The organism is Syntrophaceae bacterium (assembly GCA_013177795.1).
Classification (GTDB): Bacteria; Desulfobacterota; Syntrophia; order Syntrophales; family UBA2192; genus UBA2192.
The window spans coordinates 983534-996336 of sequence record JABLXY010000002.1; the positions used below are offsets into that span (position 1 = coordinate 983534).

A 12803-nucleotide genomic window follows, 5' to 3' on the forward strand; every position below is an offset into this window, starting at 1 on the left:
AACCCCCTTGCTTCCCCTTTACCAAAGGGGGAGGCTTTCGAAGTCCGTCCTCTTTCCCGTCATCTCACCGTTTGCGGTGCCTGATCGCGATCGCGACAACCGGCACGCCGAGCAACACGAGCAGCAACGGGTACTCGATCGTGTAGACGATCGGCGTGAGGGCCCAGCGCACCGCCGTTCGCAGACCTTCATGCTTCGCGATGAACGCGGCCGCGGGCGGCGACCAGGCGCAGTAGAGATCGATGAAGGCCCTTCCGATCGCGGTCGGCGCCAGCACCCGGTCCCTGAAGTCGCGCAGGGTCTGCACGTGCGGGTCGAGGGCCGATCCGTAGGCCGCCGTGGCGATGAAGCAGCTCACGAACACCCCGGTGTCGTCCCCCGGGGTGCTCACGGGCGTGAAGACCTGGATGCGCTGGTTTTGCGTGTCTGCAACGTAGAGGTTGCCGTCGGGGCTCAGGGCGATGCCTTCCGGCCCGTCGAATTCACCGCGGCCGGTGCCGAAGGAACCCCACTTGGTGAGAAAGAGGCCGCCCGGCGAGAACTTCTGGATGCGGTGGTTGCCCGTGTCGGCCACGTAGAGGTTTCCCCTCGCGTCGACGGCAACGCCGGCCGGGCCGTCGAACTGGCCGTCGGCCGTCCCGAAGGACCCCACGGTGCCCGCGAAGACCCCCAGGGAGGTGAACTTCTGGATGCGGTGATTGCCCGTGTCGGCCACGTAGACATTGCCCAGGTTGTCCACCGCCACGGCGGAGGGGGCATCGAATTGCCCGTTTCCGGCGCCGAAGGACCCCCACTTGGTGAGGTAAACGCCCGAGGGGGAGAATTTCTGGATTCGGTGGTTGCCCGTGTCGGCCACGTAGACGTTGCCGCTGGAGTCCGTGGCGACGCCCAGCGGCCGCTCGAATTGGCCGTTTGCCGAGCCCCGGGAGCCCCACGCGGTGATGAAGATGTTCGACGCGGAGAATTTCTGGATTCGGTGGTTGCCCGTGTCGGCCACGTAGAGATTGCCGGCAGCATCCCCGGTCACGGACGAAGGCGTGTTGAACTGCCCGTTGGCCGTTCCCAGGCCGCCCCAGACGGCCGTGAACGTCCCTGCCGAGGTGAACTGCTGGATTCGGTGATTGCCCGCCTCCGCCACGAAGACATTCCCCAGGGAGTTGACGTGCACGTCGGCGGGGCTCGAGAGCCGGCCGTTGCCGGTCAGCGAGGAGCCCCAGGTGAGATTCCATGTGCCCGCGTCGTCGAACCGCTGGATGCGGTCGTTGACCGTGTCCGCCACAAAAACGGCCGTTCCCGCCGTGCTGACCGCCAGCCCCTGCGGGCTGTTGAACTGGGCATCGCCTGGCCCGAAGGTTCCCCACTGGGACCGGTAGTTGACCACGGCGCCCACGACGAGAAACTTCTGGACCCGGTGGTTGCGGGAATCCGTCACGTAGACGTTGCCGGCCGTGTCGACATCCACGGCCGTCGGTGCGTCGAACTGGCCGTCGCCCGTTCCCAAGGAGCCCCAGGCGACGACGAACGTGCCCGTCGGGGAAAATCTCTGGATGCGGTTGTTGCCCGTGTCGGCGACGAGCACATTCCCAGAGGAGTCCGCCGCAATCCCCAGGGGGCCCGAGAACTGGCCGTTTCCCGTGCCGGTGGTTCCCCAGGCTCCGACGAAAGTGCCCGAGGAGGTGAAGCGCTGGATTCGGTCGTTGCCCGTGTCGGCCACGTAGACGTTGTTCGACGGATCCACCGCAACGGCCGAGGGGGTGTCGAACTGCCCGTTCAGAACCCCCCGGGTTCCCCACTGGGAGAGGTAGGCGCCGGCGGCGGTGAACTTCTGGATGCGGTGATTGCCCGCGTCGGCCACGTAGACGTTGCCGAGGGAATCCAGGGCCACGTCGGAGGGCAGGTTGAACTGTCCGTTTCCGCTCCCGAAGGACCCCCAGGCGGTGACGAATGCTTCCGAGGCGTTGAAGACCTGGATCCGGTTGTTCCGGGAATCGGCGACGTAGACGAGGCCGGAGGAAGCCGTGGCGATGCCCAGGGGCTTCTTGAACTCGCCGCTGCCCGTGACGTCCGAGCCCCAGGAGGTGACGAACAGGGCGCCGCCGTCGGATGCAACGAGAGCCTCCTGGCGGGGCAGGACGGCGAGGAAGAGGATGAGCAACGGGACGATGAGAAACGGATGGAAGAGGGCTTTGCTTTTCATGTCGCCTCCCCGGCGTCAGGCCTTTGGCCGTGCACGGCGGCACGCGGTTTCCGGGTGTCCTGCGCACAAGGTAAAAGGCCCGCAAGGGAAAGTAAAGTATGATTTTTTTCTAATCCGGGTATTAGAAAAGCCTACGAAAAAAGGGTGAGACGGACGGGGCGGCCCGAAGGGTGCAGGAACAGAATCCGGTTGACTCCCCCCGGGGGCCTGTAATAAGAAGGGGCAGGGTAACTGTTTGGAATCGGAAAAGGAATCTTGGCGACGAAAAAACTGTTCGTTCGGACCTTCGGCTGCCAGATGAACGTCCACGACTCGGAGCAGCTGGAGGAACTCCTCAAGAATTCGGGGTACGCAAGGACGGAGAGCGCGAGGGACGCGGACCTCATCATCGTCAACACCTGCAGCATCCGCGACAAGGCGGAGCAGAAGGTCTACAGCCAGCTCGGCCGCTACCGCCACCTCAAGAAGGCAAAACCGGGACTGCAGATCGGCGTCTGCGGCTGCGTGGCCCAGCAGCAGGGCGAGCGGCTGCTCGAGAAGGCCCCCTTCGTGGACCTCGTCATCGGGACCCACAACCTCGACCGCATGCCCGAGTGCATCGGGCTTGCCCGGCGGACGGGCCGCCCCGTCGTTCAGACCGCCTTCCGCGACACGGTGCCCTCCATCGGCATCCCGACCCTCCCCGCGAACGGCTCCGTGAGCGCCTACGTCACGATCATGCAGGGCTGCGACAACTACTGTGCCTTCTGCGTCGTGCCCTACCTGCGGGGCCGCGAGCAGAGCCGGAAATTCGAGGACATCCTGGCCGAGGTGAGGGCGCTGGCCGCCCACGGGGTGAAGGAGGTGACCCTGCTGGGCCAGAACGTGAACTCCTACGGCAAGTCCTTCGGCGGGGGGCACACCTTCGCGGGGCTTCTCCGCGCGATCGGCGAAATCCCCGGCATCGAGCGGATCCGCTTCACCACCTCGCACCCCAAGGATCTCTCCGACGACATCATCGCCTGCTTCAGAGACGTGAAGGCCCTCTGCGAGAGCATCCACCTGCCGGTCCAGTCCGGCTCGGACGCGGTGCTCGCGAGGATGAACCGCCGCTACACGAGCGCCGATTACCTCGACCGGGTCCGCAAGCTGCGGGAGGCCGCGCCCGAGATCGCCATCAGCTCCGACATCATCGTCGGATTCCCCGGAGAGACGGAGCAGGACTACCAGAAAACGCTTGACCTGATGGAAAAAGTCAGGTTTGATACCTTATACTCGTTCCAGTATTCCGAGAGGCCGGGAACGGCCGCCGCGGGGCTCGACGGCAAGGTGAGCCCCGGGGAAAAGCGCAGGCGGCTCATCGAACTCCAGGCCCTCCAGGACCGTCACACGCAGGAGAAGCACGACAGCCTCGTCGGCACGACGGTGGAGGTCCTCGTGGACGGCACGAGCCGCAACACGGCCCGGGACGTGACGGGCCGCACACGGTCCAACAAGATCGTGAACTTCGCGGGAGGCAGGGACCTCATCGGGAAGACCGTCCGGGTCCGGATCGTGAAGGCGTTTCTGCATTCCCTCCGCGGCGAGATGCCGGGAGTTGAGGGAGGGTTCCTCCGATGTTCATCGAGATGAAGGTGTCCGGTCTGACCATCGACCCGCTGACCAACACGCCCATCGTGATCCTGAAGGACCTCGAGGGCAAGCGGGCGGTGCCCATCTGGATCGGGCTCTTCGAGGCCAGCGCCATCGCCACCGAGCTCGAGAAGATCAGCTTCTCGCGCCCGATGACGCACGATCTCATGCGGGACCTGCTAAAGATCCTCGAGGCGAAAGTCCAGAAAATCGAGATCGTCGATCTGAGGAACAACACCTTCTTCGCCTGCATCCACCTGAGGCGAAACGGCGATACGCTCATCGTCGACTCGCGGCCGAGCGACGCCATCGCCCTGGCCTTGCGGGTCAACTGCCCCATCTTCATCGACGAGAAAGTGATCGAGAAATCCCGAAACATCGACTTCGCCAAGAAGGTCGACGAGCTGGACAAGAAGAAGACGGAAGAACTCAAGGAGTTTCTGGAGAATCTTCCCGAGGAGGACTTCGGGAAGTATAAAATGTGACGGCACCGTCACCGCCCGAAGAGGCCCCGCGTGGAAGAGACACGACGCATCTATCTGAAAATGGGGGACAGGGTCGTTCACCTGCGTTACCCGCACTGGGGCACGGGCATGGTGGTGGAGGAGCAGAACTCCACCGTACTCGGCGGGAACTCCTTCGTGAAGATCGTCTTCCGGGACGGCCGCGTCCGCGTCTTCGACAATAATTTCGCCCACGCCTGGTGCTGCTACTACGCGGGAATCCGCCGCTGCACATGATCGAAACGGCCTGTTTGCCACTGAAGCGCATAAAGTAGTCATAAACCCGTTTTTATGCACTTTCTTATGCGTTTTCGTGGCTATTTTTATTGGGGCCTGATATAAGGGCTCCTTCAGGCTTTTCCGGGGTATACGCCGGAAAGGGCAACTGAATTTGGGTCTGGAAGTTCTGAAGTTCTGAAGTTGTGAAGTTGGGAAGCTTGGAGAGCCTGAGGAGTTGCGTGCGCGCCTCGACCCTTCCGAGCTTCTCAACTTCCCAGCTTCACAGCTTCCTTGTGTGAGAAGGGTGTGGCCATCCACAAGAGGGATACGGTCATGGAGAAGGCCATCGAGGCATTCGAGGCGCACCTGACGGCGGAGAGGAACCTGAGCCCTCACACCCGTCGCAGCTACCTGGCCGACCTCAGGCAGTTCCGGGCGTTCCTGGAACAAAACGGGCTGCTCCCCCCGGGAGGAAGCGGGCCGGAGCAACTGGCGGCCATCGACCACATGGCCGTTCGTTCGTTTCTGGGTTCGCTGGTCCGCCGGAAGGTCCGGAAGGTGACGGTCGTGCGGAAGATCGCGGCGCTGCGCACCTTCTTCAGTTACCTCATCCGGGAGGGCAGAGTCCGGGTGAACCCGGCCGAGATGGTCCAGGCCCCGAGAGCCGATAAGCATCTTCCCGCCTTCCTTCCGGTGGAGGAGATGTTTTCGCTTCTCGACCTGCCGTTTCCGGACGACGTGGACGGGGCCAGGGACCGGGCCATGCTGGAGCTGTTCTACTCCTCGGGCATCCGCGTCAGCGAGCTTACGGGGCTCAACCTGGGTGACCTGGACATGCAGCAGGGTCTCATCAAGGTCCGGGGAAAGGGAAGGAAGGAGCGGATCGTGCCGGTGGGCGGCCAGGCCCTGCGGTCTTTGGAGCGGTACCTGGCGAAGCGGGGCGAAAGGGCTCGAACGGCGAGAGCGGCGGAGGCGGACCCCCCGCTGTTCCTGAGCCGCAGCGGCACGAGGATCACCCCCCGCAGCGTTGCGCGGGTCATCGACCGCTGCGTCACGCAGAGCGGGATCAGCAAGAAGGTGAGTCCCCACACGCTGCGGCACAGCTTTGCGACGCACCTGCTGGACGCAGGGGCCGATCTGAGAGCGATCCAGGAGATGCTGGGCCACGAGAGCCTGTCGACGACGCAGAAGTACACGTCCGTGAGCGTGGCGAAGCTCATGGAGATCTACGATCGCGCTCACCCCAAAGCAAAGGGGTGATGCGCGGGTTAAGGGCGTAAGGCTAATGGCTGAAGGCTTACAGCAGCGGAAGAAGGCAGATTTTTCTTTGCCAGAAGCCCTTCGCCTTGAGCCTTCTGCCAAGAACCGATTCATTTCTCTGTGGATGAATATGGCATGAACAAGAAGCTGCACGGCACCACCATCCTCGCCATCCGGCACAAGGACAAGGTCGTCGTCGCAGGCGACGGCCAGGTCACCTTCGACCAGACGATCATCAAGCACGGGGCGCGCAAGGTCCGCAGGCTGTTCCACAACCGGGTCATCGTCGGGTTTGCGGGCGCCACGGCCGACGCCTTCACGCTCTTCGACCGCTTCGACCAGAAGCTCGAGCAGTACAACGGCAACCTGTTGAGGGCGGCCGTGGAGCTGACGAAGGACTGGCGCACGGACCGGGTGCTGCGGCACCTGGAGGCCCTCATGATCGCCGTGAGCCGGAACGATTTCCTCGTCATCTCGGGAAACGGCGACGTGATCGAGTCCGACGACAACGTGGCCGCCATCGGCTCGGGCGGTCCCTACGCGCAGGCGGCGGCCCGCGCCCTGGTGAGGCACTCCGATCTCGATGCCGCGGAGATCGCCCGGGAGTCCATGCGGATCGCCTCGGAACTCTGCATCTACACCAACGACCGCGTGACACTGGAGGAGATCGACCTGAGCGCCGAGGAGGAGCCGGAGCCGGAGCGCAAGGCGAAGGGGAAACGGTAGGAGCCCTGCAAACAGAGGGTGATAGGGTAAGAGGGTAAGAGGGTAAGAGGGTAAGAGGGTAAGAGGGTAAGAGGGTAAGAGGGTAAGAGGGTAAGAGGGTAAGAGGGTAAGAGGGATCTCAACATCTGTGAGCGGAAAGGAACCCGGCAAAAAGTCCGGTACTGAGAGAAGATAAATGTCAGCCATCGAGTTAACGCCCAAGAAGATCGTTGCCGAGCTCGACAAGTACATCGTCGGCCAGGCGGATGCCAAGCGCGCCGTGGCGATCGCGCTGCGCAACCGCTGGAGACGCCAGAACGTGAGGCCCGATCTGCGGGACGAGATCGCCCCGAAGAACATTATCATGATCGGCCCCACCGGCGTGGGCAAGACGGAGATCGCCCGGAGGCTCGCCAAGCTCGACAACTCCCCGTTCCTCAAGATCGAGGCCTCGAAGTTCACCGAGGTGGGTTACGTGGGGCGCGACGTGGATTCCATGATCCGCGACCTCATGGAGATCGCGGTGAACATGGTCAAGCACGAGGAGATGGAGAACGTTCGGGCCAAGGCCCGGGAGCTGGCCGAGGACCGGGTCCTGGACCTGCTGCTGCCCATCCGGCGCGCCGAGGCCCGAAGCCCCGAGGGGATGGAGGCCGCCGCGGGCGAGGCCGAAGCGGGTCCCTCGGACACCCGGGAGAAGCTCCGGCAGATGCTCCGCGAGGGCAGGCTCGATGCCCGGTTCGTCAACCTGGAGGTCACCGAGAAGGCCGGGGGGCCCATGATCGAGGTCTTCTCGTCGTCCGGCGTCGAGGACCTGGGCCTCAACATCAAGGAGATGTTCGGGAACCTCTTCCCGCAGAAGAAGAAGCGGCGCCGCGTGCGGATCCCCGAGGCGCTCACGATCCTCGAGGAGGAGGAGGTGCAGCGGCTCATCGACATGGACAAGGTCGTCCGGGTGGCCCACAACCGGGTCGAGCAGTCGGGGATCATCTTCCTCGACGAGATCGACAAGATCGTGGGGAGCAACGCCAGCCACGGGCCCGACGTGTCCCGCGAGGGGGTCCAGCGGGACCTGCTGCCCATCGTGGAGGGCTCCACGGTGAACACAAAATACGGCATGGTGAAAACGGACCACATCCTGTTCATCGCCGCCGGCGCCTTCAGCACGACGAAGCCCTCGGACCTCATACCGGAGCTGCAGGGGCGCTTCCCGATCCGCGTCGAGCTCGACTCGCTGACGAAGGACGACTTCATCCGGATCCTCACGGAGCCGTCGAATGCCCTGGTCAAGCAGTACATCGAGATGCTCGCCACGGAGGGGGTCCGCGTGGCGTTCACCGAGGATGCCATCGCCGAGATCGCCGAAGTGGCCACCCTGGTCAACGAGCGCACCGAGAACATCGGCGCGAGGCGCCTCTACACGATCATGGAGACGATGCTCGAGGACATCTCCTTCGACGCGCCCGACATGAGGGACCGGGACGTCGTCATCGATGCGGCCTACGTGCGGGAGAAGCTCGAGGACATCGTCGAGGACGAGGATCTGAGTCGGTACATCCTGTAGCGAAGGGATCAGGCAACAGGTGACAGGTCACAGGTAAAGCGGGCCGCGTGGTCTCTTCCTGCCGCCTGACACCCGTCACCTTTTGATCGGAAGCTGGACAGAACACGCATAGATGTCAGGAGTCGAGCGATGACCGAAACGAAGCTGGGTGCCCAGGAGCGGGCGGAGATCCTTCTCGAGGCCCTGCCGTACATCCGCCGGTTCTACAACAAGACGATCGTCGTGAAGTACGGCGGCCACGCCATGGTGGACGACGAGCTCAAGAGGCTCTTCGCCATGGATATCGTCATGATGAAGTACATCGGGATCAACCCCGTTGTCGTCCACGGCGGCGGGCCGCAGATCGGCGCCGTCCTGAAGAAGCTCGGGAAGGAGTCGCGGTTCATCCAGGGCATGCGCGTCACCGACGAGGAGACGATGAACATCGTCGAGATGGTTCTCGTGGGCTCGGTCAACAAGGAGATCGTGGGCCTCATCAACCGCAGCGGCGGCAAGGCCGTGGGACTCTCGGGCAAGGACGGCAACCTGACGCGGGCCGAGAAGTACTATCTCAACGAGGAAAAGCAGAAGGACATGCCTACGGAGATCATCGACGTTGGGCTCGTGGGCAAGGTGAAGGAGATCAACGCCGATCTCGTCCTGTCGCTCGTGCGGGACGGCTTCATCCCGGTCATCGCCCCTACGGGGATGGGCGACGGCGGGGAGACGTACAACATCAACGCCGACATCGTCGCCGGCGAGGTGGCGGCGGCCCTCAAGGCCGAGAAGCTCGTGCTGCTGACGGACGTGGAGGGGGTCTGGGACAAGGACAAGCAGCTCATCAACACGATGGACAACCGGCGCGCCCTCGAGATGATCGACGACGGGACGATCGCCGGCGGCATGTTCCCCAAGGTGAAGTGCTGCCTCAAGGCGCTGCGGGGCGGGGTGGGCAAGGCCCACATCATCGACGGCAGGAAGAAGCACGCCATACTTCTCGAGATCTTCACGGACCAGGGCGTGGGCACGGAGATTGTGCTGTAAAAGGTGACAGGTGGCAGGTAGCAGGTGACAGGTTCAAGTCGTTTACCGCACCCTCTACCCTCGGCTCTCAACCCTCTGCGGACAGGCAGCAGGGTGATGGCCGGGATCGTGAACCGGCAGGCTTCGTAGAATGACAAAAGACGAGCTCATCGCACTCTCGGAAAAGCACATCATCGGCACCTACCGCCGCCAGCCCGTCGTCTTTGTCCGGGGCGAGGGCGCGCACCTCTGGGACATCGACGGGAAGGAGTACATCGACTTCGTCGCGGGGATCGCCGTCTGCAGCCTGGGGCACTCCCACCCGAGGGTGGTCGAGGCCATCTGCAGGCAGGCGGGCACCCTGACGCACGTCTCGAATCTCTACTACACGGAGCCCCAGATCCGCCTGGCCCGCATGCTCACGGAGCACTCCTTCGCCGACCGGGTCTTTTTCTGCAACAGCGGCGCCGAGGCAAACGAGGCGGCCATCAAGCTGGCGCGCAAGTACGGGCACGACAACCTGGGGGGCCGCTACGAGATCCTCACGATGAAAGGCTCTTTCCACGGCCGGACGCTGGCGGCCATCACGGCGACAGGCCAGGAGAAATTCCATGCCGGCTTCGCGCCCCTGCCCGACGGGTTCCGGTACGTCCCCTTCAACGACGTGCCGGCGCTGGAGAAGGCCGTGTCGGAGAAGACCTGTGCCGTCCTGCTCGAGCCCATCCAGGGTGAGGGCGGCGTGCGGGTGCCCGACGAGGGCTACCTGAAGGCCGTCCGGGAGATCTGCGACCGCAACGGCATCCTCATGATCCTCGACGAGGTGCAGACGGGCATGGGCCGCACGGGGAGGCTATTCGGCTACGAGCACGACGGGGTGGCCCCCGACATCATGACGCTGGCCAAGGCCCTGGCGAACGGCGTTCCCGCGGGGGCGCTCGCGGCGACGGAAAGGGTGGCCGCCGCCTTCGGCCCCGGGACCCATGCCTCGACGTTCGGCGGAAACCCGCTCGCCATGGCCGCGGCCGTGGCCACCCTGGAGACGATCCTAGCGGACGGGTTCCTGGAGAACTGCGCGAGGATGGGCGAGTACCTCCGGGAGCGGCTCTGGTCGCTGCGGAGGAACCACCCCGTCATCCAGGACGTCCGAGGCCGGGGGCTGCTCGTCGGCCTCGATCTCTCCGTCGACGGTAATCCCGTCGTGAGGGCCTGCCTGGAGCGGGGCGTGCTCGTCAACTGTACGTTTGACCACATCCTCCGGATGGTGCCCCCGCTGGTCGTCACGAGGGCGGATGTGGACAGGCTGGTGCAAGTACTCGATGAGGTGCTGGAGCGTTGAAAAAAGATTTCCTGAGTGTCTATGACCTGACGAGGAGGGATGTCGACCGCATCTTCAGCCACGCGGCGAATCTCAAGGCCATGCTCAAGGACGGCATCATCTACCAGCCCCTGGCGGGCAAGACGCTGGGGATGATCTTCGACAAGTCCTCGACGCGCACGCGGCTCTCCTTCGAGGCCGGGATGTACCAGCTGGGCGGGCTTGCCATCTTCCTCAACAGCCGCGACACGCAGCTCGGCCGCGGCGAGACCATCGCCGACACGGCGCGGATCGTCTCGCGGTACCTCGACGGCGTCATGATCCGGACGTTTTCCCAGGAGTCCGTCGAGGAGTTCGCGCGGTATGCGACGATCCCGGTCATCAACGGCCTGACGGATCTCATGCACCCCTGCCAGATCGTGAGCGACCTCTTCACCATCGTCGAGAAGAAGGGCGGCTACGAGGGCCTCAAGATCGCCTACGTGGGCGACGGCAACAACGTGGCCAACTCCTGGATCGACGCGGCGGCAAAGCTCCCGTTCAAACTCGCGCTGGCCTGCCCGAAGGGCTATGACCCCGACGCGCGGATCCTCGCGAGGGGACAGAAGCGGGCCCCGCGGGGGATCTCCCTGCACCGCGACCCCGTGCAGGCCGTGAAGAACGCAGACGTGGTCTACACCGACGTCTGGGCCAGCATGGGCCAGGAGGCCGAACAGGAGGCCCGCGCAAAGGTCTTCGCGGACTACCAGGTGAACCGGCAGCTCCTGAGGCACGCGAAGCCCGACGCCATCGTCATGCACTGCCTGCCCGCGCACCGCGGCGAGGAGATCTCGGCCGAGGTCCTCGACGGGCCGCAGTCCGTCGTGTGGGACGAGGCGGAGAACCGGCTGCACGTGCAGAAGGCGATATTGGAAATCCTGATGGGCAAATAACAGCAGAAGCTGAGAAGTTGCGAAGATGGGAAGTTCGGAGAAGCCGGCGCCGTTCGGATGGCGCAGGGCAAATCCAAGCTTCTCAACTTCTGAACTTCCCAACTTCCTCATTTTGAAAGAGGAGGAAACGACAGTGTCAAAACCGGTGAAAAAAGTGGTGGTCGCCTACTCGGGCGGCCTGGATACGTCGGTCATCATCCGGTGGCTCCTGGAGGCCTACCCGGGCTGCGAGGTCATCGCCTTTGCCGCCGACGTGGGCCAGAAGGAAGAGCTCGACGGCCTCGAGCAGAAGGCCATCCGGACGGGGGCCAGCAAGTGCTATATCGAGGACCTCCGCGAGGAGTTCGTGCGGGACTTCGTGTTCCCCATGCTGCGGGCCAACGCGATCTACGAGGGCACCTACCTGATGGGCACCTCGATCGCGCGGCCGCTGATCGCCAAGAAGCAGATCGAGATCGCCCACCGCGAGAAGGCCGACGCCGTGTGCCACGGCGCCACGGGCAAGGGCAACGACCAGGTGCGCTTCGAGCTCACCTACATGGCCCTCGACCCCGACATCCGGATCATCGCCGCCTGGCGCGACGACAAGTGGACGTTCACGTCGCGGGAGGACATGATCAACTACGCGGCCAAGCACGGCATCCCGCTTCCCGTCTCGAAGGACAAGCCCTACAGCTCGGACCGCAACGCCCTGCACATCTCGCACGAGGGCGGCATCCTGGAAGACCCCTGGAACGAGCCGACGGAGGACATCTTCACGATCACCGTCTCGCCGGAAAAGGCCCCCGACAGGCCCACCTACGTCGAGATCGACTTCGAGAAGGGCAACCCCGTGGCCGTCGACGGCAGGCGGATGAGCCCGGCCGTCCTTCTTGATCACCTCAACACGCTGGCCGGCGCCAACGGCATCGGGCGCGTGGACATGGTGGAGAACCGCTTCGTGGGCATGAAGTCCCGCGGCGTCTATGAGACGCCCGGCGGCACGGTCCTCTGGGCCGCGCACCGGGCCGTGGAGACGATCACCATGGACCGCGAGGTGATGATCCTGCGCGACGGACTCATCCCGAAGTACGCCCAGCTCGTCTACAACGGGTTCTGGTTCGCGCCGGAGCGCCAGGCCCTGCAGCAGTTCATCGACGCCTCGCAGGAGAACGTGACGGGCACGGCGCGCCTGAAGCTCTACAAGGGCAACTGCATCGTCGTGGGCCGCAAGTCGCCCAACTCGCTTTACAGTGAAGATATCGCCTCGTTCGAGAAGAGCGGCGGCTACGAGCAGAAGGACGCCACGGGGTTCATCCGGCTCAACGCCCTGCGGCTTCGCATCGGGGCCTATCTCAAGAAGCAGCGCGGCTGAGCCGTCCGTGACCCCCCAAGGCGGGAAAATCCCCCTTTCGGCCCCCTTTACGAAAGAGGCTGTGTCGCAATAGGGAGTAGGGGCTGAGTTCTTTGACAAAAAAATATCCGTAACGCACCTCGAAGGATCGCCAACCCCGGC

At 64.0% G+C, this 12803-nt stretch carries 11 protein-coding genes; 10 read left to right on the plus strand and 1 reads right to left on the minus strand.

Going from position 1 to position 12803, the window contains the following annotated elements:
* Positions 1-64 precede the first annotated feature (64 nt).
* The gene (locus HPY67_09570; protein NPV04967.1) at positions 65-2197 is read right to left on the minus strand and encodes a hypothetical protein; all 2133 of its coding nucleotides are present in this window, start codon (positions 2195-2197) and stop codon (positions 65-67) included.
* Positions 2198-2449: 252 nt separating this feature from the next.
* Between HPY67_09570 and miaB the strand changes: the two genes are divergently transcribed.
* The 10 genes from miaB (at position 2450) to HPY67_09620 (ending at position 12662) form a co-directional block, all read left to right on the plus strand.
* Positions 2450-3808, plus strand: coding sequence for a tRNA (N6-isopentenyl adenosine(37)-C2)-methylthiotransferase MiaB (gene miaB / locus HPY67_09575; protein NPV04968.1), 1359 nt, complete (start codon positions 2450-2452; stop codon positions 3806-3808).
* Positions 3793-4293 carry a bifunctional nuclease family protein gene (locus tag HPY67_09580; protein NPV04969.1) on the plus strand — a complete coding sequence of 167 codons (501 nt, stop codon included), beginning with the start codon at positions 3793-3795 and terminating at the stop codon, positions 4291-4293. Before miaB ends, HPY67_09580 begins: the two co-directional genes overlap by 16 nt.
* Positions 4294-4323: 30 nt before the next feature.
* Positions 4324-4548 (plus strand): DUF3553 domain-containing protein, encoded by a 225-nt coding sequence (locus tag HPY67_09585; protein NPV04970.1) that lies wholly within the window; start codon positions 4324-4326, stop codon positions 4546-4548.
* Positions 4549-4863: 315 nt separating this feature from the next.
* Positions 4864-5790 carry a tyrosine recombinase XerC gene (gene xerC, locus HPY67_09590; GenBank protein NPV04971.1) on the plus strand — a complete coding sequence of 309 codons (927 nt, stop codon included), beginning with the start codon at positions 4864-4866 and terminating at the stop codon, positions 5788-5790.
* Between the two features lie 135 nt (positions 5791-5925).
* A complete protein-coding gene (gene hslV, locus HPY67_09595) occupies positions 5926-6516 on the plus strand; it encodes an ATP-dependent protease subunit HslV (protein NPV04972.1) in 591 nt (196 codons plus the stop codon).
* Positions 6517-6691: 175 nt separating this feature from the next.
* Positions 6692-8059, plus strand: a complete 1368-nt coding sequence (gene hslU / locus HPY67_09600; GenBank protein NPV04973.1) for an ATP-dependent protease ATPase subunit HslU — start codon at positions 6692-6694, stop codon at positions 8057-8059.
* Between the two features lie 129 nt (positions 8060-8188).
* Entirely contained in the window at positions 8189-9082 is an 894-nt protein-coding gene (argB, locus tag HPY67_09605) for an acetylglutamate kinase (protein NPV04974.1), read from the plus strand.
* 130 nt (positions 9083-9212) lie between these two features.
* Positions 9213-10397, plus strand: a complete 1185-nt coding sequence (locus tag HPY67_09610; GenBank protein NPV04975.1) for an acetylornithine transaminase — start codon at positions 9213-9215, stop codon at positions 10395-10397.
* Positions 10394-11308, plus strand: a complete 915-nt coding sequence (gene argF, locus HPY67_09615) for an ornithine carbamoyltransferase (protein NPV04976.1) — start codon at positions 10394-10396, stop codon at positions 11306-11308. The genes HPY67_09610 and argF overlap by 4 nt, the downstream gene beginning before the upstream one ends.
* A gap of 25 nt (positions 11309-11333) precedes the next feature.
* Complete coding sequence (locus HPY67_09620) at positions 11334-12662, plus strand: argininosuccinate synthase (protein NPV04977.1); 1329 nt, start codon at positions 11334-11336, stop codon at positions 12660-12662.
* Positions 12663-12803: the final 141 nt, after the last annotated feature.